Consider the following 25,755-nt stretch of genomic DNA (forward strand, 5'->3'; position numbering starts at 1 on the left):
CCAGTGTAATGAGGGTGAACTACGCCTCGCCGAATCCGCCGTCGACCAGCGCGACGACGGCGTCGAGCGCGGCCCGGGCCCCCGGACCGGACGCCACGACGGTCAGCGCGCGGCCCCCGACGGCACCCAGGCGCATCAGCTGCAGGACGCTCGTCCCGTCCACCCCGTCCACCCGCACCGTCGCCCCGGAGTCGGCCACCGCCCGCGCGAGCACAGCCGCCGGCCGGGCATGCAGCCCGAGCGGGTTCCGCACCACCACGACGGCTGTCAGCGCGCCGTACGGCACCGCACCCGGCCTACCGTCGGGCGCCGTTCCCGGTCCCCCGTCCGGCGCCACGTCACCCCGGGCGACGTCGGCGAACCCGGCCACGAGCGGGTGCCGGGCACCCGCGGCGACAGCGGACGCCTCGACCGCCACGAGGTCGCCGCCCTGCTGCGCCGTGACGGCGGCGGCCACCGCTCCCTCGATCAGCGGCGCGTCAGGTACCCGCACACGCGCGGCCTCCTGCGCGTCGAGAAGCTCCACGACGGCCTCCGCGGTCAGCACGGCCGAGCCGAGGTCGGTGAGCACGACCACACCGCCGCCCGGGTCGCCCGCGTCGGCCGTCACGGCCAGCGCGGTCACGATCGCTGCGCCGACCCGGTCGATGCTGGTGCCGATGCCCTCCGCCGTGCCGCCCGCGGGCAGGATCGTGACGTCGGGCGCCATCTGGCTCGCGATCTCCGCGGCCCCCTCAGCGGCCGCGGCCGAGTGCGAGACGAGCACGAGCGCCACGTGCGCCATCACACGGCCACCGCGGCGTCCGCTGCCGCTCGCAGCACGAGTGCCGACGAGGCCGCACCCGGGTCGCGATGGCCGGCGCTCCGCTCACCGAGGTAGCTCGCACGTCCCTTGGTGGCGACCATCGGGTCGGTGGCGACGGCGCCGAGCTCCGCAGCGGTGGCAGCGGCCGCGAGGACCTCCTGCGCGGTGCACCCGGCCCCGGCAGCCCGCTGTGCCGCCGTCGCGGCCGGCGTCCAGGCGTCGACCATCGTCTTCTCGCCGGGGCCGGCCTTGCCCCTCGCCACGATGCCCTCGAGGCCGGCTTCGATCATGGCGACGACGGCGGCCGGGTCGAGCGCCGGCAGGCCGGTCACCTTCGCGGCGCGCAGGTACGCCGTGCCGTACAGCGGGCCCGCCGCGCCCCCGACCGTGGACATCAGGGTCGTCGCGACGAGCCTGAGCACATCGCCGACCTGCGCGCGCGGCTCGGCGAGCTCGTCCAGCCGCGCGAGCACCGCCGTGAAGCCCCGGTCCATGTTCTCGCCGTGGTCACCGTCACCGATCTGCCGGTCCAGCTCGATCAGCTCGGCGCGGTGCTCGGTGACCACCTCGGCCGTCAGGCGCACCCAGCGCTCCGCCCATGCGACGTCGAGCGCCCCGTGACGAGCCGCGTCCCGCACCATCTCCGGGGGTCTCACCAGCGCAGCGCCGCGGTGTGCACCGGAGCGTCCCAGAGCGCCATGAGCTCGGGATCGAGGCGCAGCACCGTGATCGATGCGCCCTGCATCTCCAGCGAGGTCACGTAGCTGCCGACCAGCGAACGTGCGACCAGTGCCCCGCGGGCCTCGATCAGGTGCCGGGCCTTGCGGTAGACGATGTAGAGCTCGGCGACCGGGGTCCCACCCATCCCGTTGACGAGCAGCAGGACCTGCTCGCCACCGAGCGGACCGAGGTCGTCCAGGACCGGCGTGGTCAGCAGCTCGGTGATCTGGTCCGCCGGGGCCATCGGGATGCGACGGCGACCGGGCTCGCCGTGGATGCCGATGCCGATCTCGATCTCGTCGGCCGTCAGGTCGAAGCCCGGCACGCCCGCATGCGGGACGGTGCCGGCGGCTAGGGCGGCGCCCATCGAGCGCACGTTCGCCACGACCCGCTCGGCGATCGCCGCGACCGACGCCAGGTCGTCGCCGCGTTCGGCTGCCGCGCCGGCGATCTTCTCCACGACGAGGGTCCCGGCCACGCCCCGTCGCCCCGCGGTGAACGACGAGTCCTCGACCGCGACGTCGTCGTCGACCACGACGGTGCGCACGATCGTCCCGTCGGCCTCTGCCAGCTCGGTACCGGTCTCGAAGTTGAGCAGGTCGCCGGTGTAGTTCTTCACGATGTGCAGCACACCCGCGCCGCTGTCGACCGCCGCGGTCGCCGCGGCGATGGCGTCCGGGGTCGGCGACGTGAACACCGCTCCCGGCACCGCCGCGTCGAGCATCCCCAGCCCGACGAAGCCGGTGTGCAGCGGCTCATGACCGCTGCCACCACCGCTGACCAGGCCCACCTTGCCGGGCACCGTCCCGCCGAGCCGCAGCACATAGGCCGGGTCGGTGTGCACCACGACGAGATCGTCGTGCGCCCAGCCGAAGCCCTGCAGGGACTCCTCGACGACACGGGACGGATCGTTGATCAGCTTCTTCACGACGTGCACCCCTCGGTTCGCCACGTCCGGCATCGCCGGACGTGGCCAGCATCCGAGGGCCGCGTCACGGCCGTCAAGGGGACGGCGGCGCGTCGCGGGGCGCGGGGACGGACGACGCCCCGTTCAGGCGCGGCCGAACAGGATCCGCGCCTCGGCCGCCATCGTCACCGAGCCCGTCACCAGGACGCCGGCCCCCGTCGGTGTGCCCTCGGTGCCGCCCTCGCTGAGCTCGACCGCTCGTGCGATCGCCGCGTCCAGCCGCTCGACGACGTGCACCCGGTCCTCGCCGAAGACCTCGACGGCGATCGCTGCCAGGTCGTCGACGTCGTGCGCGCGCACCGACGTCGACCGCGTGATCACCACCTCGTCCAGGACGGGCTCGAGCACACCGAGGATCGCCTCGGCGTCCTTGTCCTGCAGGATGCCGACGACGCCCACCAGCCGGTCGAAGGTGAACGCCTCCTCGATCCCGGCGGCGAGCGCGAGCGCCCCGGCGGGGTTGTGCGCGGCATCGACCAGAACGGTCGGCGACATCCGGACCACCTCGAGCCGGCCAGGTGAGTCCATCCCGGCGAAGCCCCGCTCGACGGCATCCGCAGCGAGCGCTCCGCTGTCGCGCAGCAGCGCCTCGGTCGCCGCGAGGGCGAGCAGGGAGTTCTGCGCCTGGTGGGCCCCGAGCAGCGGGAGGAAGACCTCGGTGTACAGCCCGCCGGTCGTGCGCAGGCTGAGCAGCTGTCCGCCTACCCCGGGCTGACGCTCGACGACCTCCAGGTCGACACCCTGCCGCAGCACGCGGGCACCGTGGGTCGCGGCCGCGGTGAGCAGCACGCCGTCGACCTCCTCGCGCTGCTGGGCGATCACGACAGTCGTGCCGTCCTTGATGATCCCGGCCTTCTCCCCCGCGATGTCGACCAGCTCGTGCCCGAGCCACTTCTCGTGGTCGTGCGAGATCGGGGTGATCACCGCGACATCGGGCAGCACGACGTTGGTCGCGTCCCAGGTGCCGCCGAGCCCGACCTCCACGACGGCCACATCGACGGGAGCGTCGGCGAAGGCCGCGAACGCCATCACCGTCAGCACCTCGAAGAAGCTCAGTCGCGGCCCGCCGGCGGCCAGCGAGCGCTGGTCGACCAGGTGCACGTACGGCGCGACGTCCTGCCACAGCTCGACGAACCGCTCGGCGCTGACCGGCTCGCCGTCGATCGCGATCCGCTCGGTCACGCTGGTCAGGTGCGGACTGGTGAACCGGCCGGTGCGCAGACCGTGCTCGCGCAGCAGCCGCTCGATCATCCGGCTGGTCGACGTCTTGCCGTTCGTGCCGGTGACGTGCACGACGCGGTACGCGTGCTGCGGCTCGCCGAGCAGGTCGCACACGTCGCGCACCCGGTCGAGGGTGGGATCGAAGTCGTGCTCGGGCGCGCGGTCGAGGATGCCGGCGTAGACCTCACGCAGGGCGGCCTCAGCCTCCGTCCGACCCGGGCCGGACGCGTCAGTACCCGAACCGCTCATGACTCTGCTCCCTCGGCTGCTCCCTCGTCCGACCCCTCGTCCGGGACGGCGAGGTCGACGCGAGCGACCGCGACGACGCCGTCGGCCACCGCACCCGCCTCGACCACGACCGTGGTCGCGAGGGTCTCGCGACCGATCATCTCCTGGTGCGCCTCGACCGCGGCGACCTGCTCGACCGGCACCGTCAGCGTGAGCCGGATCCGGTCGGAGACCTGAAGACCGGCGGCCTTGCGCTCGTCCTGGACCACCCGGACGACATCCCGCGCGTAGCCCTCGGCGACCAGGGCGTCGTCGAGTCCGGTGTCCAGCAGCACGACCCCGCCGCCGGACAGGACAGCGGCCACCTGGTCCTCGCCGGCCCCCTCGGCCACCACTGTCGTCAGCTCGTACTCGGCGGGCTCGAGCGGCACCGGGCCGGCGGCGGTCTGCACCACCACGACGTCGTCCAGCCTCGTCCAGTCGCCCGCCTTCGCTGCGCGGATGACCTCCTGGACGCCTCGGCCGAGCCGCGGTCCGGCCACCCGGGCGTTGACCGCCAGGCGCGAGGTCACACCGAGCTCCGCCGGCCCGACCTCGGCGATGTCGACGAGAGTCAGGTGCTTGACGTTGAGCTCGGCCGCGATCAGCGCGCTGTACGGCTCGACGGCCGCAGGGTCGCTGAGCGCCACCCCGAGCTCACGCAGGGGCTGGCGCACGCGCAGCCCGTTGGCCTTGCGCAGCCCGAGGGCGACCGAGACGATCTCGCGGACCTCGTCGACGGCTGCGACCAGCGCGTCGTCGGCGACGAGCACCTGGCCGAGCGCGGTCGGCGCGCCCTCGGCGTCGACGAGCACCGGCCAGTCGGTCAGGTGCACGCTGCGCCCGCCGGTGAGCCCGCGCCAGACCTCCTCGGTCAGCAGCGGCGCGAGCGGCGCCATCACCCGGGTGAGCACCTCGAGCGCCGTCGCGAGGGTCGCGAACGCCGCCGGGTCCTCGTCCCAGAACCGCTGACGCGCGGTCCGCACGTACCAGTTGGTGAGCACGTCGAGGTGCACCCGCACGGTCTCGCACGCACCGGGCACGTCGTAGGCGTCGAGCTGGGCCGTCGTCGTCGTGACGAGCGCCCGGGTACGCGCCAGCAGGTACCGGTCCATGACGGGTAGGTCCGCGACCTGCTCGGCCCGCAGCGGCTCGGCGACGAGCCCGGCACCGCCGTCGGCCGCACCGGCGTAGAGCGTGAAGAAGTACCAGGTGCTCCACAGCGGGAGCAGCACCTGGCGCACCTCGCTGCGGATGCCCTCCTCCGTGACGACCAGGTTGCCGCCGCGCAGGATCGGCGAGGCCATCAGGAACCAGCGCATCGCATCCGAGCCGTCGCGGTCGAACACCTCGTTGACGTCGGGGTAGTTGCGCAGCGACTTGCTCATCTTGCGGCCGTCCGAGCCGAGCACGATGCCGTGCGAGACCGACGTCCGGAAGGCCGGCCGGTCGAACAGTGCCGTCGCGAGCACGTGCAGCGTGTAGAACCAGCCGCGGGTCTGCCCGATGTACTCGGTGATGAAGTCGCCCGGGTAGTGGTTCTCGAACCAGTCGGAGCTCTCGAACGGGTAGTGCACCTGGGCATAGGGCATCGACCCGGAGTCGAACCACACGTCGAGCACGTCCGGGATCCGCCGCATCGTCGAGCGGCCGGTCGGGTCGTCCGGGTTCGGCCTGGTCAGCTCGTCGATGAACGGCCGGTGCAGGTCGGTGACGGGCACCCCGAAGTCGGCCTCGAGGTCGGCGACCGAGCCGTACACGTCGATCCGGGGGTAGGCCGGGTCGTCGCTCTCCCAGACCGGGATGGGCGTGCCCCAGTAGCGGTTGCGGGAGATCGACCAGTCGCGGGCTCCGGCCAGCCATTTGCCGAACTGGCCGTCGCGGATGTGGTCGGGCACCCAGGTGATCTGCTCGTTGAGCTCGACCATCCGGTCGCGGAACGCGGTGACGCGGACGAACCAGCTCGAGACCGCCTTGTAGATCAACGGGTTCCGGCAGCGCCAGCAGTGCGGGTAGGAGTGGTCGTACGTCTCGTGCCGCACGACGACGGCACGCTGCGGCTGCGCCACATCGGCGAGCGGTCCGGTGCCGGCCTTGAGGTCGGCGATGATCGGAGCGTTGGCGTCGAAGACCAGCTGACCCGCGTAGTCGCGGACCTCGACGGTGAACCGGCCCTTGCTGTCGACCGGCACGACCGGGGTGATGCCCGCGGCGTCGCACACGGCCATGTCGTCCTCGCCGAAGGCCGGCGCGAGGTGCACGAGGCCGGTGCCGTCCTCGGTGCTCACGAAGTCGGCGACGAGCACCTGGTGGGCGTTGGGGTGACCCTCGAAGTAGCCGAACGGCGGGGTGTAGCGCCGACCGGCGAGCTCGGCACCGGTCACCCGGCCGACCTCGCGCGCATCCTCGCCGAGCTCGCGCGCGTAGGAGGCGAGCCGGGATGCGGCCAGCAGGACGACCTCGTCGGCGAACGCGGATCCCGGCCCCGGGACGACCGAGACGTACTCGATCTCGGGCCCGACGGCGAGCGCGAGGTTCGACGGCAGGGTCCACGGCGTCGTGGTCCACAGGAGCGCGAGCTCGCCGGTCTCCAGGCGGACGCCGACGGTCAGGGCCGGGTCCTGACGGTTGGCGTAGACGTCGTCGTCCATCCGCAGCTCGTGGTTCGACAGCGGGGTCTCGTCGCGCCAGCAGTAGGGCAGGACGCGGTAGCCCTCGTAGACCAGACCCTTGTCGTGGAGCTGCTTGAAGGCCCAGACGACCGACTCCATGTACGTCAGGTCGAGGGTCTTGTAGTCGTTGTCGAAGTCGACCCAGCGGGCCTGGCGCGTCACGTACTCCTGCCACTCGTCGGTGTAGCGCAGCACCGACGTGCGGCACACCTCGTTGAACGCGGCGATGCCCATCTCGTCGATCTGGGCCTTGTCCGTGATCCCCAGCACGCGCTCGGCCTCGAGCTCGGCCGGCAGACCGTGGGTGTCCCAGCCGAAGCGGCGCTCGACCCGGCGCCCCCGCTGGGTCTGGTACCGCCCGACGACGTCCTTGGCGTAGCCGGTCAGCAGGTGCCCGTAGTGCGGCAGGCCGTTGGCGAAGGGCGGGCCGTCGTAGAAGACGAACTCGTTGGCACCCTGCTCCCCCGCCGGACGCTGGTCGATGGACGCCTGGAAGGTCCCGTCGGCGTGCCAGTAGGACAGCACGTCCCGCTCCATCGCCGGCAGGTGGGGTGAGGCGGGGACGGCGGGGCCGTCGTCGCGCGCGGGCCGGTGCATCGGGTAGGCCATCGAGGTGCTCCTGTACGTCACGGTGCTGGCTGGTCGTCGTGCTGCCACATCGTGCGAGGACGACGGTCCGGCGTCATCGGACGCCGTGCCCACCGCGGTGCCACCTCGCTTGCCCCGACTCGTCGGCCCCGGAGACCGGGGACGACAGGGCGGGACCGCTCGTCGAGGCTGTGACGGGCCCACCCGTCCGGTTCTACTGCGGACGCCGTCCCGTGCGGGGACCGCGCCCGGTTCTTCCGGAGGCTCGCCGGTGATGGCCGGGTCGACGCCTGTGCCGCTGATGCTACCCGGCCCGCCCGGCGGCCGGCTCACCGAGGTCGGCGCCGCCACACGGCCACGCCCGCATGGCCCTGGACGACCCGGTCGCCACAGCCCTGCCATCGCGGGCGGAATCAGGGCCGAGGTGCCAGGGTGTTGCCCATGAGCACCGTTCGCGCAGCGGCCGCAGCGGCCGGCAACACTCCCGTCGTCGAGCATGGTGCGCGCCTCGGCTACGCCGCCGGCGGCCTGCTCCATCTCCTGCTGGCGTGGGTCACCGTCCAGATGGCCTGGACCTCGTACGGCGGCGAGGCGGACCAGTCCGGCGCGCTCGGCACCCTCGCGGGGAGCGCCGTCGGCTCGATCCTGCTGTGGGCGACAGCGGCCGGTTTCGCGCTGCTCGCCGTCTGGCAGGTCATCGAGGCCATCGCCCGGCGCGACCTCGGTACCTGGCTCAAGTCCGCAGGCAAGGCCGCGGTGTACGTCGCGCTCGCCTGGACGGCCGCGTCGGTCGTCCAGGGTTCGGGTGGCAGCTCGGACACGTCCGGGATGACCGCGTCGCTGATGGCCAAGCCATACGGCAGGGCTCTGCTCGCGGCTGTCGGCCTGACCGTTCTCGGGATCGCGGTCTACCACGTCGTCAAGGGGTGGCGCGCGAGCTTCCTGGCCGACCTCCGTGAGCACCCCGGGACCTGGACGGTGACTACGGGACGCATCGGCTACGTCGCCAAGGGGGTGGCGCTGGCCCTGGTCGGCGCCTTCCTCGTCGGTGCGGGGGCGACGGGCGAGTCGGAACGCGCCAAGGACCTCGACGGTGCGCTCCGGTCGGTCCTGGAGGCGCCGCTGGGCAAGGTCCTGCTGACGCTCGTCGCCATCGGCTTCGCCGCCTACGGCCTGTACTCGTTCGCGCGCGCGCGCTACGCCCGGGTCTGACCGGCGTCTCGTCGGAGGTAGCGCCAGGCCAGCCACGCGCAGACCAGACCGGTGGCCATCCCGACGAGCACGTCCGACGGGTGGTGCATGCCCCGGTAGAGCCGGGAGTACGCCACCAGGAGCGGGACCGCCAGACACGCCGCGGTGGCCGCCCAGCGCAGCACGGGATGGCTGATCCGCTGGCACAGCAGGGCCAGGGTCACGTAGAACGCCGTCGACGCCCCGACGTGGCCGCTGGGGAAGCCCGACGTCGGCGGGGAGACGTCGAGCGGCTCCACCCCCGGCCGGCCACGGCCGACGGCCGCCGCCGAGGTCACGAAGACCGCCGACTGCACCGAGATCGCGATGGCCGGGACGACCGCGAGCCACCACTGGCGCGTGCGCCACCAGACCACCGCCATCACGACGGCGCACACCGCGATGATGAGCAGCGTCCCGCCGATGGCGGACCACGCGGCGGTGAACGCGTCGAGAGCCGGTGTCCGCGAGGCGGCCAACGCCTCGTTCACCGCGACCTCGCCCGGCAACCCGTCGAGCGGTCCGACGATCAGCAACCCGATCGACACGATCGCGAGCCAGAGGCCGAGTGCGGGGATCAGGGTGCGGCGCACGAGGTCGTTCCAGGCTTGGGCGAACGTCGGCTGGGACGGGTCGAGCCCGAAGCGGTGCAGGAAGGCCATCAGTTCCCCTCAAGGTCGTGGACGGTGGTGGACGGGCGCCGGCCGACGAAACCGAGGTAGGAGGCCCCCGCCATCGCGCAGCCCAGGGCGACACCCGCAACGACGTCGGACGGGTAGTGGGCGCCGAGGTACACGCGGTCCAGTCCGGTCACGACCACCGCCGCGGCCACAGCCCCCGGGACCGCGATCCGACCGCGCGGGCCGAGCAGCGGCCAGACGAGCAGGACGAAGATGAGGCCGGCGGACGCGGTGTTGGTCGCGTGCCCGGACGGGAAGCTGTAGCCGGGGGCGTGGGCGACCGCGTCCTCGACGACCGGACGTGCCCGTCGCACGAGGAGCTTGACCAGCAGCCCGAGGTTCCACGAGACCATCAACGTGATGAACGCCCACAGGGCGCGCGAGGCCAGGCCGTGCCGGCGCCAGACCCACACGCACGCCCCCGTCACGACGAGGTTGACCCACCGCGCTTCGAACGCAGCCTGCCAGATCAGCAGCACACTGCGCAGCGCGGGGTTCGCCCGCGTGACGTCGGTGGCTGCCGCGATCGCCAGCTCGTCGACGTGGACGACGGGCGAGACCTGGGCGCGGATCAGGAAGGCCAGAGCAGCCACCGGGAGACCGAAGCCGAGTGCGAAGCCGACCGCACGTCCCATCCGGCGCCACCGCGGGACGTGGATCGGCCCGTGGTCAACCACCGGACCGCCGCAAGGGTCGGCGCGGGGCTCGCTGCCCGATCATTCGGAAAGGCTAGGACGAGGCTGGCGTCGGCGCGCGTCGGAGCGTCCCGCTCGAGCCCGTCAGTCCCCGATCCGGCTCGACGGGCAGACGGGACCATCCCGGTACTGGTTGGATACGGACATATCAGGCATCCGTCCAGCGGCAGGAGGTGACGCATGGCGGGCGACGCAGCGCGCGCCGGCACGGGTCCGGACGCTGCGGACGGGCTGTCGCGTGCGATCCTCGACCGCCGGCCCTCCGCCGCGCGAGGATCGGGCGCGACAGCCGCACCCGCTCCGGCGCCGCCGCCGGTGGACCTCGACCGGTCCATGGCGCGCGACTACGCCGACGTCGTCGCAGCGGTCCGTCTCATCTCGGGCGACCGGAGCCGGGCCGAGGAGGCCGTCCAGGACGCCCTCGTGGCCCTGGTGTCCCGGCCGCCGGCCGAGCCGCTCCGCTCCGCCAGTGCCTGGGTCACCGTCGTCGCCTCCAACGCCGCCCGGTCGCACTACCGCCGGACGGGTCTCGAGCAACGCCCGCTCGACCGGGTCGGCGGAGCCACCGGGCCGGCGTCGACCGGCACGGCATCCACCGGCACGGCATCCACCGGCACTGCGTCCACCGAGATCGAGTCCACCGGCATCGAGTCCACCGCGATCCAGGACGACGAGATCCAGGACGACGACGCGGCCGACCGACTCGCTCAGCAGGTGGCGGTGCGCGACGCGATCGGACGCCTCCCGCTCGGGCAGCGCCAGGTGTGCGTGATGCACTAGTACCGCGACGCCTCGGTCGCGGACATCGCGGCGGGCCTCGGTGTCACCGAGGCGACCGTCACGACCCAGCTCTACCGGGCACGCGTCGCGCTCGCCGTCGCCCTCGGCGCGACCGTCGAGGAGGAGCCCGGTGCCTGAGCCCGAGCGCACCTCCCTGGACGCGATCGTGCGCCGCGCGCTGCACGATGCGGCGCAGCCCGGCGACCCGACGGGGGTCGCCGAGCTGGTCCGTGCGCGCCTGGTGAACGATCCGCACCTGCCCGGTCACGGCAGTCCCGGCAGTCCCGGCAGTCCCGGCAGTCCCGGCAGTCGCAGCGGCGGCCCAGGGGCCGTCGGCACCGCACCCGGCGTCCCCACCGCCCGTCGGTCCGCTGCCGGGGCCGACCCGCCCGGCGGACGCACGGCAGGCGGGTGGGTCGCGTCGGAGCCGGTGAGCGGACGGCTCGGTGGCCCAGGCGTGCGGGTCCGGTGGATCGCCGGCGCCGCGGCGGCGATGATCGTCATCGGCGCGGGACTGGTGTTCTCCGGTGTGCTCGACCGGCCGGGCCTCGGCGTCGTCGACGGCAACAACGTGGCCGTCACGGCCGACGACGCCCCGCGCACCTCCGCCACCGCCGACGCGTGCCCCGGCGCCGATGCCTTCGGGTCGCTCGTCGCGGACTACCGGGACGACTCCGCCGGCCGGGCCCGCGACGGCTGCCGCCCGGTGGTCGCCGAGACCGGAGCGGCCGCCGGGATCACCGCCGCGCCGACCGTCGGGCCGACGGCGACGCCCCTGAGCCGGCCCCGGCACCGGCCCCGACGACCGACCCCGTACCGGACCCCAGCCCGACCACACCGGGGCCGCCGACCAACGCCGCGCCGCACCTGGTCCAGGTCGCCGCGGCCGACGCCGAGATCTGGACCTCCGACAGTGCGGGGACCTGTGGGCCGACCAGCACGCAGGTGAGCGCCGACGCCACGGACGACGCGGGGGTCGCGGGCGTCACGATGAGCTGGTCGGGCACCACCGTCCCGATGTCCTCGGTCGCCTGGACGTGGAGCGGGACCTTCGGCGGGTTCACCAATGCCGACGTGCCGACCTCGACCTACACCGACGTCGCGGTGACGGTGACCGCCGTCGATGCGGCCGGTGCGTCGGCCGCGGCGCAGGTCACGGTCCGCGTCCGGTACTGCCCGGTCTGAGCGGTCAGGCGCCCGCGCCGGGGCGGCGCGCAGATCAGTCCGGGAGCACCGTCAGGTCACTCGGCAGACCTCCGAGGGGGCCGTGCCGCAGGCACGCGACGGAACGCCGGGGCTCGAGGCCTGCGAACGCCGTCGGGCCGATGGTCGGGTGCTCGACGGTGCACACGTCGGCCACGGCGCTGCAGCGCGGCGCGAACGGGCAGCCGGGCGGCCGCGCCATCAGGTCGGGCGGCGAGCCGGGGATCCCGCCGAGCTCACGGCGCGGGCCGCGCAGCGGCGGGAAGGAGTGCAGCAGGTCGCGCGCGTAGGGGTGCCTCGGACGCCGGTAGATGTCCTGGGCGGGCGCGTCCTCGACGATCTCACCGGCGTACATGATCGCGATCCGGTCGGCGATCTCGATCAGCAGCGACACGTCGTGCGTGATGAAGATGACGGAGAACCCGAGGCGGTCGCGGAGCTCGGCGATCTGCTCGATGATCTGGCGCTGCATGACGACGTCGAGCGCGGTCGTCGGCTCGTCCATGATCAGCACCTGCGGGTCGAGGGCGAGCGCCATCGCGATCATGACCCGCTGGCGCATGCCCCCGGACAGCTGATGAGGGTACGAGCGCAGCCGGTCCGCGGAGATGCCGACCATCTCGAGCAGATCGGCCGAGCGCTCCAGCGCCTCGCGTTGCGACACACCCGGACGGTGCGCCCGGATGCCGTCGGCGATCTGGCGGCCGACCCGGAACACCGGGTTGAGGCTGTTCATCGCACCCTGGAACACGATCGCCATGTCCTGCCAGCGTGCGGCGCGCAGCGCGGCGTCGGACATCGAGAGCACGTCGGTGCTCGACCCGTCGCGGTCGTGGAAGATCACCTCGCCGCCGGTGATCAGACCGGGTGGCGGCAGCAGCCGGGTCGCTGCATAGGCCAGCGTCGACTTGCCGCACCCGGACTCCCCGGCCAGGCCGAGCAGCTCGCCACGGTGCAGGGTCAGCGAGACCTGACGCAGCACGTGCGTCGGCGTGTCGTCGTAGCCGTAGTCGACCGACAGGTTGCGGATCTCGAGCGCGGGCTGCGGGCTCGCCGCAGGCAGCGGCAACCGCTGCGACGTCAGGGCGGTCATGACCGGTCCTCCGTGGCCTCATGGACGACCGGCGTGAAGCCGATGCGCGGCCGGATGCCGCGGCGACGCAAGGCACGTGCGTGCAGCCCCGTGCTGCGCAGACGCGGGTTGACGAACTCGTCGATCCCGAAGTTGATCAGGGTCAGTCCCATCCCGAGCAGCGCGATGCACAGCCCGGCCGGCACGAACCACCACCACGCACCCCGCTGCAGGGCCAGGTTGTTCTGCGCCCAGAAGAGGATCGTGCCCCAGTTCCAGTCGCTGACCGACGTGATGCCGATGAAGGCCAGCGTGATCTGGGAGAGCACGGCGAAGTTGACCGTGCCGACGAAGCCCGCGGCGATGATCGCAGTCAGGTTCGGCAGGATCTCGGCCGTGATGATCCGCCAGGTCCGCTCGCCGTTCGCTCGGGCGGCCTCGATGAAGTCGCGTCTGCGCAGCGAGAGGGTCTGGGCGCGCAGCACCCGGGCCCCCCAGGCCCACCCGGTCGCCGCGATGACCAGCGCGACGGTCAGCCCGCCGGCCGACGGCAGCTGGCCCGCGATGATGATGATCAGCGGCAGCTGCGGGATGACGAGGAACACGTTGGACAGGGCCGAGAGCGTCTCGTCGCCGACTCCCCCGACGAACCCTGCGGTCACACCGATCAGGACGCCGACGACCGTCGCTGCGATCCCGGCGGTGAAGCCGACGATCATCACTCCCCTGGTGCCGACCAGGATCTGGGACAGGATGTCCTCGCCGAGGTGGGTCGTGCCGAACAGGTGCCGGAGGGACGGCCCCTGCAGCACGTCGGCGCTGATCATGGAGGGGTCGTAGGGCGCGAGCCACGGCCCGAGGAAGGCCAGCAACGTGAAGAACCCGAGGATCGCGATCCCGGTCAGCGCCTTGGCGTTGCGCAGGAAGAGCAGCTTCTGCGGCTTGCGCGTCCGGGCGCCGGGCCCGGGGGCGACGTCGGGCGTGCCGGACAGGATCGTGGTGTCGACGGCCATGTCTCAGCCTTCCTGACGGGTCCGCGGGTCGAGCGCGGCGTAGACGACGTCCGCGAACACGTTCGCGACGAGCACGGACAGGGTGATGACCAGGAAGCACCCCTGCATGAGCGGGTAGTCGTGCGTCGAGACAGCCTGGTAGAGCACGTAGCCGATGCCCTGGTAGGAGAAGACCATCTCCATGATCAGGGTGCCGCCGACGATGAAGCCGAGGGACAGGGCGAAGCTCGACATCTGGGGCAGGATCGCGTTCCGCGCGGCGTAGCCGAAGACCACCGAGCGCTCCGGCAGCCCCTTGGCCTGGGCGACCGTGACGTAGTCCTCCGACGAGACGGTGACCATCATGTTGCGCATGCCGAGGATCCAGCCGGAGACCGAGGACAGGACGACCGTCAGGGCCGGGAGCGCGCCGTGCTCGATCACCGAGCCGGCGAACTCCCAGCTCAGGTTCGGCACCATCGACCGGTCGTAGTTGCCGCTGCTGGGGAACCAGCCGAGCGCGACGGAGAGCAGTGCGATCGCGATCAGCCCTAGCCAGAAGTACGGCACGGCCGAGAAGAACGTCGAGACCGGCAGCAGGCCGTCGGCCCACGTGCCGCGACGCCACCCGATGAACGTGCCGATGAGCGTCCCGATGAGGAAGCTGATGACTGTCGCGATGCCGACGAGCCCGATGGTCCAGGGCAGCGACTGCTGGACGATCTCGATGACCGGCGTCGGGAAGAAGGTGAACGACACCCCGAGGTCACCGGAGAGCAGAAGCCGCCAGTAGGCCAGGTACTGGTCCCAGGTCGACTGCGTCGAGTCGACCCCGAAGAGCACCTCCAGGGCATGCCGGGCGTTCGAGTCGAGCCGGCCCTGGAAGCGGTTGAGCAGGGCCGTGACCGGGTCGCCCGGCATGAAGCGCGGGATGAAGAAGTTGAGGGTGATCGCCGCCCAGGCGGTGATCAGGTAGAAGACGGCGCGACGGACGAAGAACCTCATCGCCGGTCCTCCTTCGCAGGCTCGTGGCCGACGGCGGCCAGGACTGTCACGTCGATCGCCGGGCGGGCGCAGTAGGCATCGAGAACCGAGCCCAGGACCGGGCGGTCGAGCCGTTCGGAGTAGCCCCAGCACGCGGCCAGCCGACCAGGACCGACCTCGACCAGCGGGGGCACCTCGGCGGTGCACAGGTCCACAGCGAACGGGCACCGGGGGTTGAAGCGGCAGCCGGGCGGTGGGGTGACCAGGCTCGGCGCCTCGCCACGGGCGCCGCGGGCACGGGCGTCGAGGTCGTCGGGGTCGGGCGCCGAGCGGACCAGCAGCTGGGTGTAGGGGTGCCGGGGGTCCTGGGTCACCGACTCGCTGTCCCCGGACTCGACCACGCGCCCGGCGTACAGGACCACTGTCCGGTCCGCGAAGTACCGTGCCGAGGCGATGTCGTGGGTGATGTAGAGGATCGCGATGTGCAGGCGGTCCCGGAGGTCGCGCAGCAGGTTGAGGATGCCGAGGCGGATCGAGACGTCGAGCATCGAGATCGGCTCGTCGGCGAGCAGCACCTCGGGGTCGGCGGCAAGGGCCCTGGCGATGGCGACGCGTTGCCGCTGACCGCCGGACAGCTCGTGCGGGAACTTGTCGACGTACCGCTCGGCCGGCGTCAGCTGGACGCGCTCGAGCAGCTCGACCAGGGCGCCCTCCAGCTCGGTCCCGCGCAGCCGACCGCGATGGATCCGCAGGCTGCGGGTCAGGATGTACCGGACGGTGTGCACCGGGTTCAGCGAACCGAACGGGTCCTGGAAGATCATCTGGACCTGGTGCACGTACCGCCGGAACGCCCGCCGGTTGTGCGCCGTGGCGTCGGTGCCGTGCAGCAGGATCTGGCCGCTCGTGACGGGCATCAGCTGGGCGAGCAGCCGGGCGATGGTCGACTTCCCCGACCCGGACTCCCCGACCAGCGCGACGACCTGCCCGCGGCGCAGCTCGAGGTCGACGTCGTCGACCGCGTGCACCACGGCACGCGAGCGCAGGCCGCGCACCGGGAAGTGCTTGCGGATCGCCCGGGCGACCAGGACCGGTTGCTCGTCGGCAGCCGGCGGGGTGCGCAGGGCTGCGCCCGGCGGGATCGGTTCGTTCGGTCGGGTTCGCATGGGGCACCTCGTCGTCGGGGCGTCGGTGGCGGGCGGCCGCAGGTGCGGTCGGCGGCGGGGGGCGCCCACCGCACCTGCGGGTCATGCGCTCATCGGAGCGTCGGGCCCGCTCAGCCCGCAGACTCCAGGTGCATCAGGATCTGAGAAGCCTGCGGTCCGGTCGGCTGCGGCTGGTTGTACGGGTCCTCCTCGGAGGGCCAGCCGACGTAGCTCTGGGTGGAGTACTGCGCCGCGTACGGACGCGTCACCATCGCCAGCGCCGGGACGTCCTCGACGAAGATCCGCTGAACGGTCTCGATCGCGGCCTGCCGCTCGTCCGCATCGGTGGTCGAGGCGAACGTGGCCAGTGCCTCGGTGGCCTCGTCGTTGTTGTAGCGACCGAAGTTCCAGGTCACCGACTCGCCGAGCGGGCCGTACTTGGCGCCGTCCATGATGTCCGAGTAGATGTCCCACGGGGTGGCCCCGGTGTCGGTCCAGTGCAGCGAGGCCTGGAAGTCGCCGTTCGGGATGATCTGACCGAACCATGCGTCGACGTTCGCCGGCTGGACGTCCGCCGCCGCCCCGAGCTCGGCGGCCGCGTCGGCGACGAGCTGCAGCGATGTCAGGTAGTCGTTCCACCCGGCCGGGTTGGTCAGGGTGAACGTGACGGCCTCACCGTCGGGGTCGATCAGCGCATCGCTGCCGTCCCAGGTGTAGCCGGCGTCCTCGAGCAGCGCGCGTGCGCCGTCGACGTCGACGTCGAAGCCCTTGCCGTCGAACTCCGAGGCGAGGAACTCGGCGCCGGCCGGCTGCGGAAGGCCGGTGATGTTGTCGAGCGGCGGGAAGACGCCCGAGGTCGCGACCTCACTGATCTGCTGGCGGTCGACGACCATGTTGAGCGCCTGACGGAAGGCCTTGTTGTTGAACGGCTTGGTCTCGTTGTTGAGGAAGAGGGTGTCGATGCCCAGGCCGGCCGGTGCCCACTGGTGGAAGTTCTCGGGGTCGTTGGCGATGTAGACGTTCTCGTAGTCGGCGATGAACGTCCAGCCCCACTGCACCTCACCTGTGGACAGGGCGGTGGTGAGCGCGTTGTTGTCGTTGAAGGACGAGTAGCGCAGCTCGGCCACCTTCGGCTCGCCGCCCCAGTAGTCCGGGTTCGGCACCAGGGTGGCGGCCTGCGGGGTCCAGGTGTCCAGCACGTACGGACCGGTGCCGATCGGGTCGGCGTTGACGTCCGTCGTCGGGTCGGCGATGTCCTTCCAGATGTGCTGCGGCACGATGATCTGCTGCAGCGGCTTGAGGTAGTTCACGTACTGACCGGCCGTGAAGCCGATCGTGGCCGTGTTGCCGTCGACGCTGATGTCACCGAACGGCAGGGCGTTGTTGTTCAGCGCCGGGAAGTCCTTGAGCAGCGAGAACGTGAACGCGATGTCCTCGGCGGTGAAGGGCTCGCCGTCGGACCAGGTCACGCCTTCACGGGCGGTGAAGGTGACCTCGGTGAAGTCGTCGTTCCAGGCATAGGACTCCGCGAGCCACGGCTCGGGCTCGTCCGAGGGGCGGATGAGGTTGATCTGCACCAGGGGCTCGTACATCGCCCACGTGTAGCCCAGGGAGTTGCCGGACGAACCGGCGACGGCCGTGAACGGGGAGTGGTTCTCGGTCTGGGTGCCGTTCGGCATGCCGATGGTGAGCACGTCACCCCCGGCGTCGGGGCCCTGCTCGCCGTCGTCGGCCGAGCCGCACCCGGCGGCGAGCAGCGCCACGGCGGCGATACCCGCGGCGATCCCTGCGATCCTTGTCCTTCTCACTGTGTGCCTCCTTGCACTGATGGATGGTGATGCGGGGTCGAGCTCCGTCAGGTCAGCGGTTGACCTCCTGTTCGAGTCGCAGATCGCGGACCGAGCGGCCCACGCGCAGGCGATAGGGGCCGGCCGGGAGCGTCCAGCCGTGCGCCGCGACGTCCCAGACCTGCAGGGCACGCACCGGGACGTCGATCCGGGCGGTGGCCGGGTCGCCGGGCTCGGCGCGGGCGACGGCGAAGCCGGCGAGCCAGCGGACCGGACGCTCCGGGCCGTCCGCCGGGCCCTCGAGGTAGGCCTGGACCACCTCGTGACCCGCCCGGGGCCCGGTGTTGCGCAGCTCGACCTCGAGCCCGAGTCCGCCGTCGGCGGTGTCCCAGCAGGTCAGTGCGTCGTACTCCCACGTCGTCCAGCCCAGGCCGTGCCCGAACGGCGCAGCCGGGGTCCGGCCCAGGAGGTCCCAGGACCGGTATCCGACGTGCAGGCCCTCGTGGTAGTCGACCCGGTCGTCGATCCCCGGAACGGCGCCGGGGACCGGGACGTCGGCCTCGGTGGCCGGCAAGGTCCAGGGCAGCCGGCCGGCGGGCTCCGTGACGCCGAGCAAGACGTCGGCGAGCGCGTGCCCACCCTCCTGGCCCGGGAACCAGGTCCAGATGACGGTCCGGGCGCGCTCGAACCACGGGAGCACGAGCGGCGCCCCGGCGTTGACCACGACGACGGCGTCCGGTGCGACGTCGAGGAGCCGCTCGACGAGCTCGTCCTGCCGGCCCGGCAGTCGCAGCGAGGTCCGGTCCCAGCCCTCCGACTCGACCTCGTCGTTGGTGCCGACGACCACCACGACGGCGTCAGCGCCCACGGCGGCCGCGACGGCCTCGTCGATCTCCTGGCTGATCGACGGCCCCGGCGGCCGGTGACGCAGGGCGGCGCGGGCGAAGCTGCCGTAGCCGTCGGTGACGACGTTCTGCACCGTCGCCTCGAGCAGGACCGAGCGCGGCTCGTCGACCTCGATGAGCAGCCCGCGGTCGTCCGGGCTGTTGACGCTCGAGTCGAGGACGACCTCGGAACCGACGACGACCTCGTCGTGGGCGACCAGCCGACCGTCGACCCGCACCGTGCAGCGCCCGACGGTGCCGACGCCGACCCAGTGCGCGCCGCGCCCGGCGAGCGCCACTGTCGTGCGGATGCGGACGGCGGCGGTCAGCGGCCCCGCGTCGCGGAGCCAGCCGGACCACGGCCCGGTGTGCCGTTCGGTACGCAGCACCGCCCCGGCGGCGTCGAGCAGGTCGATCCGCAGCCCGGCCGCACCCGACACCGGGTCGACGGCGCGCGCGGTCACGTCCAGGTCGGGTGCGTGCCGTCGGGCGTCCCCACCGCGCAGGACGACGACGTCCGCATCCGGCAGGGCCGCCCGGAGCCCCTCGTGCGGGGTCACGACGTGCCACGGCCGCACGCTCGCGCTGCCGCCGCCCTGGATGAAGGCGTCGACGGCGTTCGGGCCGATCAGGGCGACCCGGGCGGTGGCGGGCAGCTCGAGCGGGAGCTGGCAACCCTCGTCCCGCAGCACGACGGTCGATCGCGCGGCGAGCTCGCGCAGCAGGGCACGGTCACCGGCGAGCGCCTCCGCGGCCGGTCCGGTCGGCAGGCCGTCCAGCGCGTCGACCCGGCCGGCGAGCCGCAGGATCCGCAGCACCTTGTCGTCGACGGTCGCCTCGCTGACCTCGCCGGCCAGGACGGCGTCGAGCAGGCCGTCGACCCACGGTCCGCCGGGCCCCGGCATCACGAGGTCGAGGCCGGCGTTCGCAGCGGCGGCTGCGGAGCGGGTCGCGAGCCAGTCGCTCATCACGACTCCGTCGAAGCCCCACTCGGACTTGAGGATCCCCCGGAGCAGGCCGTGGTGCTCGGTCGCCGTGGCGGCCTCCTGGCCGTCGTCGAGCCCGTTGTAGGCGGCCATGACGGTCCAGGCGCCGCGATCGACGAGGTGCTCGAACGGGGCGAGGTAGACCTCACGCAGGGTGCGCTCGCTCATCCTGGCGAGGTAGCTCGTCCGCGCGGTCTCGGAGTCGTTGGCCACGAAGTGCTTGACGCAGGCCGCCACGCCGCAGGCCTGCATGTGCTCGACGAGGCTGCCGGCGATCTGCGCCGTGAGCAGCGGGTCCTCGGCGAAGCACTCGAAGTGCCGACCGCCGACAGGTGTGCGCTGCAGGTTGACGACCGGCGCGAGCACGACGTCGACGCCGTGCCGACGCGCCTCGGCAGCGAACAGCCGGCCGGCCCGGGCTGCCAGGTCGACGTCCCAGGTCGCGGCGAGCGCGCTCGGGGCCGGGAACGATGCCGAGGTCTCCCCCTCGATCTCACCGGTGCCGCGGACGCCGGCCGGACCGTCCGACACGACGAGCGACCGGAGACCGATCTCCGGGAGCGGGTGCAGCCGCCACGACGTGGCACCGGTCAGCAGCCGGACCTTGGCCGGCAGGTCGAGCCGCGCGACGCGGCGGACCAGGTCGGCCTCGGTGGCACCCGTCTGGTCCGGCGGGTGGGTCCCCAGGCTGAGCGACGTCACTGTGGCTTCTCCTTGCGCTCCGGTGCGGAAGCCACCAGTGAAGCACAACGTTACTTACAGGTCAGTAAGGTCTAAGATCACAGTATGGTTACGGATGTGACGACGCACCGCGAGGGCACAGCCGACGTCCGACCGAGCCCGGAGCCGCCCACCCACCGCCGAAGCCGCAAGCCGCGCGCCGAGACCGCGGCCCGCCGCGAGGCGATCCTGCAGGCGGCGATGACCACGTTCGGGGCCAAGGGCTACTACAACGGCTCGCTCACCGAGGTCGCCGACCAGGTGGGCATCACGCACGCCGGCGTCCTGCACCACTTCGGCAGCAAGGACCAGCTGCTGCTCGAGGTCCTCGAGTACCGCGACCGCACCGACGTCGAGCACCTCGAGGGCCAGCAGGTGCCCGGCGGGCTCGGGCTCTTCGAGCACCTGGTCAAGACGGCCCGCCTCAACGCCGAGCGCCCGGGGATCGTGGCGACCTACGCCGTTCTCTCAGCCGAGGCAGTGACCGAGAACCACCCCGGCCAGGCCTGGTTCCGGATGCGGTACACCGTGCTGCGCGACCAGGTCAGGACCGCCCTGACCGAGGTGTGCGACCCCGCCGACCCGCCCAGCAGCGGCGACCTCGACGCCGCGGCCGCCTCCGTGCTCGCCGTGATGGACGGCCTTCAGGTCCAGTGGCTGCTCGACCGTGACAACGTCGACCTCGCCCGGCACACGGCCTTCGCGATCGAGGCGATCCTGGCCGCGGCCGTGAGCGGGCGTCGTCGCACACCGGTGCTGCGCTCGCCGGCCGAGGCCTGACGGACCGAGCAGCACCTGACGGAAGGAGCACCACCCGACCGGCTGGGAGGGCTTCGCCCGGGTCGGCCGTCAGCCGCGGGCCACCTGGGTGTTCGACACCTGGGCGCGTGGCCGGATGACCATCGAGTCGATGTTCACATGGTGCGGTCGGGTCAGGCACCAGACGATCGCATCGGCGACGTCCTCGGCGACCAGCGGCTCGGCGACCCCGGCATACACGGCGTCCGCCTTCGCCTGGTCGCCGTCGAACCGCCGCACCGAGAACTCCTCGGTGCGCACCATGCCGGGGGCGATCTCGATCACCCGGACCGGCTGCCCGACGAGCTCGAGCCGCAGCGTGCTCGCGATCGTCCGCTCGGCGTGCTTGGCGGCGACGTACCCGCCGCCGCCGGGATAGGTGCCGTGCGCCGCGGTCGAGGTGAGCACGACGATGTCACCTCGACCCGAGGCCGTCAGCGCCGGCAGCAGGGCCTGGGTGACGCGCAACGTGCCCAGGACGTTGACCTCGAACATGGACCGCCAGCGCGCCACGCTGCCCGAGGCGACCGGGTCGGCGCCGACGGCACCACCGGCGTTGTTGACCAGGGCGTGCACGGGACCGCCGGCCGTGACCTCGTGCGCGAGGAGGGCGACGTCGTCGCCGGACGTCACGTCCGCGACCAGCGGCACGGCGCCGGTCTCGGCCGCGAGCCGTGCCAGACGGTCGGCCCGGCGGGCGACCGCGACGACGTCCCAGCCCCGAGCGCGCAGCAGTCGCACGGTCGCCGCACCGATACCCGAGGATGCACCGGTCACGACGGCGCGCAGCGGTCCTGTCACGTCGAGATCTCCTTGTCGAGCGTCGTCAGTGCCTCGTCGTAGATGTGCAGGGCCCGCTGGACCTCGTCCTGGGTCACGACGCACGGCGGGACCACGTGGATCCGGTTGTCCGCGAGGAACGGCAGGAGGCCACGGCCGAGCAGGTCGGACTTCAGACGACCCATCACCGCCGCGGAGACCGGCTCACGGGTCGTGGCGTCGGCGACGAGCTCGAGCGCCCAGAACACGCCGAGACCACGGACCTCCCCCACGACCGGGTGCCGCTCGGCCAGCTCGGCGAGTCCGGGACCGAGCACCGTCGCACCGATCCGGGCCGCGTTCTCGACGATGCCCTCGCTGTCCATCGCGTCCAGCGTCGCGACGATCGACGCCATCGCCAACGGGTGCCCGGAGTAGGTCAGCCCGCCCGGGAACACCCGCTCGTCGAACGTCGCGGCGATCTCGTCCGAGATCAGCACGCCGCCGGTCGGCACGTAGCCCGAGTTGACCCCCTTGGCGAACGTGACCAGGTCCGGCACGACGTCGAACTGGTCGAACGCGAACCAGGAGCCCGTCCGGCCGAAGCCGGCCATCACCTCGTCCAGGATCAGCACGATCCCGTACCGGTCGGCCAGCGCCCGGACGCCGGGCAGGTAGCCGGGTGGCGGGACGAGGACGCCGCCGGTGCCGACGACCGTCTCGAGCAGGATCGCAGCGATCGACGCCGGCCCCTCCGCCTCGATCACCCGGTGCAGGTGGTAGAGCGCACGCTCGGTCTCCTGCTCGGGCGAGGTCGCCCAGAACTCGGTGCGGTACAGGTAGGGCCCGAAGAAGTGCACGTGGCCGCGGGCGAACTCGTTGGGCACCCGCCGCCAGTCCCCCGTCGCGACGATCGCCGCGCCGGTGTTGCCGTGGTACGACCGGTAGGTGGACAGGACCTTGTCCCGGCCGGTGTGCAGCCGCGCCATCCGCATCGCGTTCTCGTTGGCGTCGGCCCCGCCGTTGGTGAAGAAGACCTTGCGCATCCCGTCCGGCGCGAGCGCCGCGATCGCCCGGGCGGCCTGACCGCGGACCAGGTGGGCGTGGCCTGGCGCGACAGTCGTCATCGCCTCGGCCTGAGCGCGGATCGCCTCGACGACCCGCGGGTGCTGGTGCCCGATGTTGACGTTGACCAGCTGGCTGGAGAAGTCCAGGTACCGGCGCCCCGCGTCGTCCCACACCTCGCTGCCGAGACCGCCGGCCAGGACGAGGGGGGCGAGCGAGCCCTGCGCGGACCAGGAGTGGAAGACGTGGGCACGGTCCAGCCGGAGGGCCAGGAGATCCTGCGCGTTCGGTTCCGAGGGCATCGGGACACCCTTCTCGTCGTGCCCACGGTCGCGGTGGGCGATCCCACCACCCTAGGCCGGTGCGTGTGCGAGCATCGGCGCGACCGCCGCGGCTCATCTCCGTCGCTCGGGAGCCGATGGGCAGAGCGACGGTGCTGACGCGCCGCCGTGGGCGCACCGCGGCAGGGAGGTGGATCTGGGTGTCCGCAGTCGTCGAGCACACCCTGCCTGCCGTGAGCACCGTCGCGCCCGACTGGGATGCACTCGTCGAAGAGATGGAGTTCCTCCGGGACTCCGACGCGCGCGCGTGCGTGCGACGCTCGGTCGAGGCGATCACCCTCGCGCGCGCCCTCGCCGACGAGGACGCCGAGATGCGCCTGTCGTACTTCGCCGCCTTCGCGCACCACCTCCTCGGCGAGGACGGCCCTGCCCTCGAGGCCGCAGGCCGCACCGAGCACCTCGCCCGCGAGCGCGGAGAGCTCGTCTGGCAGTCCCGCGCGCTCGCCTGCCGCGGCCTGGTCCACCATGAGGTCGGCGACATCGAGGATGCCGTCGACCTCCTGGTTCGCGCGCTCGACCTGCGCCAGGAGGCCGGCGACGTGCTCGGCACCGCCGAGATCCTCAACAACCTGGGGACCGTCTACACCGGGATGAGGCAGTTCGCCCCGCAGGCTGCTCGGGTGCTCACCGACGCCCGTCGCCTGTGGCTTACCGCGGGCGACACCGACCATGCGTCGATCGCCCTGACCGGACTGGCGAAGGCCTACGTGGCGACGAGCGGCTACCTCGCGGAGACCAACCCCAGAGGTGCGCTGACTGCGGCACGGCACGCGCTCGGCATCGCGCAGCAAGCGGTCGAGGAGTCCGATGCCGCAGGCCTGAGCCGGACCGGGGTCGACGCCCGTCTCGCCGTCGTCGGAGCGCACCTCGTCGCCAACGACCTCGACGCCGCCGGGACGGTCCTGGAGGCCACCCGCGCGATGCTCGCGAGGTTCCCCACGGCCCGCCAGCAGCTCACACTGCACCGGGTCCGGGCGGGCTGGCTCGTGCGGACCGGCCGGCACGACGAGGCCGTGCTCGAGGTGTGCGACGGGCTCGACCTGTGCGAGGAGCTCGCCCGACCGGGCGAGCGGCTCGAGCTGCTGCGGACCCTCGTCGCGGCCCACGAGGGGTGCGGCGACCCGATCGCGGCGCTGCGCACCCTGCACGAGGTGTACGACCTGACGATCCAGCAGAGCCGGGCCGTCGCGGAACGCCGTGCGGTGCTGCTCAGCTCGCGGCTCGAGGTCGAGCGCGCCGAGCGGATCGCCGCGGCCGAACGGCGCCGCTCCCTCGCCCTCGAGCAGCACAACACCCGGCTCACGCACGAGGCGACGCACGACGCCCTGACCGGGCTGCCGAACCGCCGTGCCCTCGACACCGCCCTGGCGCAGTGGGTCGGCGATCATCCCGGACCGTTCGCCTTCGCCCTCGTCGACATCGACCACTTCAAGCACGTCAACGACCACTGGTCGCACCAGGTGGGCGATCACGTGCTGACCCGGCTGGGCTCGCTGCTGGGCGAGGCCGTGCGGTCGAGCGACCTCGCAGCGCGGTACGGCGGCGAGGAGTTCGGCCTGCTCCTCGACGCACCCGACGCGACCGTGGCGCACGACACCTGCGAGCGGATCCGCGCGGCGGTCGCTGCGCTCGACTGGGCGGACCTGATCCCCGGCTCGGGCCTGACCGTCAGCATCGGCCTGACGATGGGCGCCTCGGGCTGCTCGGTCGACGCGCTCCTCGGACGGGCGGACAGGGCGCTGTACGAGGCCAAGGCCCAGGGCCGCGACCAGGTGCGTCTGAACCTCTGACCCGGGCGTGGTCGCCCGGCGACGGGCCGTCCCGTCATCCGTGGCCGATGCGTGTGCGAGCATCAGCGCATGATCGTCGTGACCACCAATGACATTCCGGGATACCGCGTCGAAGCCATCCTCGGCGAGGTGATGGGACTGACCGTCCGCTCGGCGAACATGGGGGCGAACTTCACCGCCGGGTTCCGCGCCATGGCGGGCGGCGAGATCACCGAGTACACGCAGGTCGTCCACCAGAGCCGCCAGGAGGTCATGCACCGGATGGTGGCCGACGCCGCGGCACGGGGGGCCAACGCGATCATCGCGATGCGCTTCGACAACGGCTCGATCGGCAGCGCCTTCACCGAGGTGTGCGCGTACGGGACGGCGGCGATCGTCGAGCCGATCCCGGCGGGCGAGCCCGGCGCGACCGACCAGTCGGCGCACTTCGCCCGCGTCGGCGCAGCGGACGACACGCCCTATGCCCAGCCGGCCGGTGGTGCGACGCCGCCGCTGCCCTCCGTACCGTTGTCCCCGCCGATGCCGCCGATGCCGCCGATCACCCCGGGCATGCACCGCTGAGACGGGCCGTCCGACCGGTGGCGCGTCCCGCCACCGGGTGCACCCG

At 72.5% G+C, this 25,755-nt stretch carries 23 protein-coding genes; 8 read left to right on the forward strand and 15 right to left on the reverse strand.

Annotation, left to right across the window (positions count from 1 at the left end; translation table 11 throughout):
* Positions 1 to 19: 19 nt before the first annotated feature.
* The 5 genes from K415_RS0120255 to ileS form a co-directional block, all read right to left on the reverse strand.
* Positions 20 to 784 carry an HPr family phosphocarrier protein gene (locus tag K415_RS0120255; RefSeq protein WP_024288849.1) on the reverse strand — a complete coding sequence of 255 codons (765 nt, stop codon included), beginning with the start codon at positions 782 to 784 and terminating at the stop codon, positions 20 to 22.
* On the reverse strand, positions 784 to 1,446 hold the full coding sequence (gene dhaL / locus K415_RS0120260; protein ID WP_024288850.1) for a dihydroxyacetone kinase subunit DhaL: 663 nt from the start codon (positions 1,444 to 1,446) through the stop codon (positions 784 to 786). Before dhaL ends, K415_RS0120255 begins: the two co-directional genes overlap by 1 nt.
* Before the next feature lie 11 nt (positions 1,447 to 1,457).
* Positions 1,458 to 2,453, reverse strand: coding sequence for a dihydroxyacetone kinase subunit DhaK (gene dhaK, locus K415_RS0120265; protein ID WP_024288851.1), 996 nt, complete (start codon positions 2,451 to 2,453; stop codon positions 1,458 to 1,460).
* A gap of 123 nt (positions 2,454 to 2,576) precedes the next feature.
* On the reverse strand, positions 2,577 to 3,962 hold the full coding sequence (locus K415_RS0120270; RefSeq protein WP_024288852.1) for a folylpolyglutamate synthase/dihydrofolate synthase family protein: 1,386 nt from the start codon (positions 3,960 to 3,962) through the stop codon (positions 2,577 to 2,579).
* A complete protein-coding gene (gene ileS, locus K415_RS0120275; protein WP_024288853.1) occupies positions 3,959 to 7,261 on the reverse strand; it encodes an isoleucine--tRNA ligase in 3,303 nt (1,100 codons plus the stop codon). The genes K415_RS0120270 and ileS overlap by 4 nt, the downstream gene beginning before the upstream one ends.
* Positions 7,262 to 7,681: 420 nt before the next feature.
* Here ileS and K415_RS0120280 point away from each other — a divergent pair, with 420 nt between their 5' ends.
* Positions 7,682 to 8,452, forward strand: a complete 771-nt coding sequence (locus K415_RS0120280) for a DUF1206 domain-containing protein (protein ID WP_029664259.1) — start codon at positions 7,682 to 7,684, stop codon at positions 8,450 to 8,452.
* On the opposite strand, the gene K415_RS0120285 is transcribed toward K415_RS0120280, so the two are convergent.
* Together K415_RS0120285 and K415_RS0120290 are read right to left on the reverse strand one after the other, a co-directional pair.
* Positions 8,437 to 9,132 carry a phosphatase PAP2 family protein gene (locus K415_RS0120285; RefSeq protein WP_029664260.1) on the reverse strand — a complete coding sequence of 232 codons (696 nt, stop codon included), beginning with the start codon at positions 9,130 to 9,132 and terminating at the stop codon, positions 8,437 to 8,439. The two genes, K415_RS0120280 and K415_RS0120285, sit on opposite strands and share 16 nt — an antisense overlap.
* Positions 9,132 to 9,785: a phosphatase PAP2 family protein gene (locus K415_RS0120290; protein WP_024288856.1), complete on the reverse strand. Its 654-nt coding sequence runs from the start codon at positions 9,783 to 9,785 to the stop codon at positions 9,132 to 9,134. The genes K415_RS0120285 and K415_RS0120290 overlap by 1 nt, the downstream gene beginning before the upstream one ends.
* A 240-nt stretch (positions 9,786 to 10,025) precedes the next feature.
* On the opposite strand from K415_RS0120290, the gene K415_RS0120295 reads away from it, so the two are divergent.
* From K415_RS0120295 to K415_RS0120305, 4 genes are read left to right on the forward strand one after another with little or no spacing between them, the layout of a single operon-like run.
* On the forward strand, positions 10,026 to 10,625 hold the full coding sequence (locus K415_RS0120295; RefSeq protein WP_024288857.1) for a sigma factor: 600 nt from the start codon (positions 10,026 to 10,028) through the stop codon (positions 10,623 to 10,625).
* Between the two features lie 24 nt (positions 10,626 to 10,649).
* Positions 10,650 to 10,763, forward strand: a complete 114-nt coding sequence (locus K415_RS25205) for a hypothetical protein (RefSeq protein ID WP_369795284.1) — start codon at positions 10,650 to 10,652, stop codon at positions 10,761 to 10,763.
* Positions 10,756 to 11,574 carry a hypothetical protein gene (locus K415_RS24125; protein WP_024288858.1) on the forward strand — a complete coding sequence of 273 codons (819 nt, stop codon included), beginning with the start codon at positions 10,756 to 10,758 and terminating at the stop codon, positions 11,572 to 11,574. Before K415_RS25205 ends, K415_RS24125 begins: the two co-directional genes overlap by 8 nt.
* A complete protein-coding gene (locus tag K415_RS0120305) occupies positions 11,571 to 11,810 on the forward strand; it encodes a hypothetical protein (protein WP_024288859.1) in 240 nt (79 codons plus the stop codon). Before K415_RS24125 ends, K415_RS0120305 begins: the two co-directional genes overlap by 4 nt.
* Positions 11,811 to 11,844: 34 nt before the next feature.
* On the opposite strand, the gene K415_RS0120310 is transcribed toward K415_RS0120305, so the two are convergent.
* The 6 genes from K415_RS0120310 to K415_RS0120335 form a co-directional block, all read right to left on the reverse strand.
* The gene (locus tag K415_RS0120310) at positions 11,845 to 12,921 is read right to left on the reverse strand and encodes an ABC transporter ATP-binding protein (RefSeq protein ID WP_024288860.1); all 1,077 of its coding nucleotides are present in this window, start codon (positions 12,919 to 12,921) and stop codon (positions 11,845 to 11,847) included.
* A complete protein-coding gene (locus tag K415_RS0120315; protein WP_024288861.1) occupies positions 12,918 to 13,913 on the reverse strand; it encodes an ABC transporter permease in 996 nt (331 codons plus the stop codon). The genes K415_RS0120310 and K415_RS0120315 overlap by 4 nt, the downstream gene beginning before the upstream one ends.
* A 3-nt stretch (positions 13,914 to 13,916) precedes the next feature.
* On the reverse strand, positions 13,917 to 14,897 hold the full coding sequence (locus K415_RS0120320) for an ABC transporter permease (protein ID WP_024288862.1): 981 nt from the start codon (positions 14,895 to 14,897) through the stop codon (positions 13,917 to 13,919).
* Positions 14,894 to 16,039, reverse strand: a complete 1,146-nt coding sequence (locus K415_RS0120325; RefSeq protein ID WP_024288863.1) for an ABC transporter ATP-binding protein — start codon at positions 16,037 to 16,039, stop codon at positions 14,894 to 14,896. Before K415_RS0120325 ends, K415_RS0120320 begins: the two co-directional genes overlap by 4 nt.
* 110 nt (positions 16,040 to 16,149) lie before the next feature.
* Complete coding sequence (locus K415_RS0120330) at positions 16,150 to 17,826, reverse strand: ABC transporter substrate-binding protein (protein WP_024288864.1); 1,677 nt, start codon at positions 17,824 to 17,826, stop codon at positions 16,150 to 16,152.
* A gap of 52 nt (positions 17,827 to 17,878) precedes the next feature.
* A complete protein-coding gene (locus tag K415_RS0120335; RefSeq protein ID WP_024288865.1) occupies positions 17,879 to 20,377 on the reverse strand; it encodes a beta-glucosidase in 2,499 nt (832 codons plus the stop codon).
* A gap of 84 nt (positions 20,378 to 20,461) precedes the next feature.
* On the opposite strand from K415_RS0120335, the gene K415_RS0120340 reads away from it, so the two are divergent.
* Positions 20,462 to 21,175, forward strand: a complete 714-nt coding sequence (locus tag K415_RS0120340; protein ID WP_081785128.1) for a TetR/AcrR family transcriptional regulator — start codon at positions 20,462 to 20,464, stop codon at positions 21,173 to 21,175.
* A gap of 69 nt (positions 21,176 to 21,244) precedes the next feature.
* Here K415_RS0120340 and K415_RS0120345 read toward each other — a convergent pair whose 3' ends face one another.
* Complete coding sequence (locus K415_RS0120345; RefSeq protein WP_024288867.1) at positions 21,245 to 21,994, reverse strand: SDR family oxidoreductase; 750 nt, start codon at positions 21,992 to 21,994, stop codon at positions 21,245 to 21,247.
* Positions 21,991 to 23,319 carry an aspartate aminotransferase family protein gene (locus tag K415_RS0120350; RefSeq protein WP_024288868.1) on the reverse strand — a complete coding sequence of 443 codons (1,329 nt, stop codon included), beginning with the start codon at positions 23,317 to 23,319 and terminating at the stop codon, positions 21,991 to 21,993. The genes K415_RS0120345 and K415_RS0120350 overlap by 4 nt, the downstream gene beginning before the upstream one ends.
* Positions 23,320 to 23,498: 179 nt before the next feature.
* Between K415_RS0120350 and K415_RS0120355 the strand changes: the two genes are divergently transcribed.
* Both K415_RS0120355 and K415_RS0120360 read left to right on the forward strand, forming a co-directional pair.
* A complete protein-coding gene (locus tag K415_RS0120355) occupies positions 23,499 to 25,148 on the forward strand; it encodes a tetratricopeptide repeat-containing diguanylate cyclase (RefSeq protein WP_024288869.1) in 1,650 nt (549 codons plus the stop codon).
* A gap of 69 nt (positions 25,149 to 25,217) precedes the next feature.
* Positions 25,218 to 25,709, forward strand: coding sequence for a YbjQ family protein (locus tag K415_RS0120360; protein WP_024288870.1), 492 nt, complete (start codon positions 25,218 to 25,220; stop codon positions 25,707 to 25,709).
* Positions 25,710 to 25,755: the final 46 nt, after the last annotated feature.

It is taken from the genome of Cellulomonas sp. KRMCY2 (genome assembly GCF_000526515.1).
In the GTDB taxonomy this organism is placed as follows: Bacteria; Actinomycetota; Actinomycetes; order Actinomycetales; family Cellulomonadaceae; genus Actinotalea.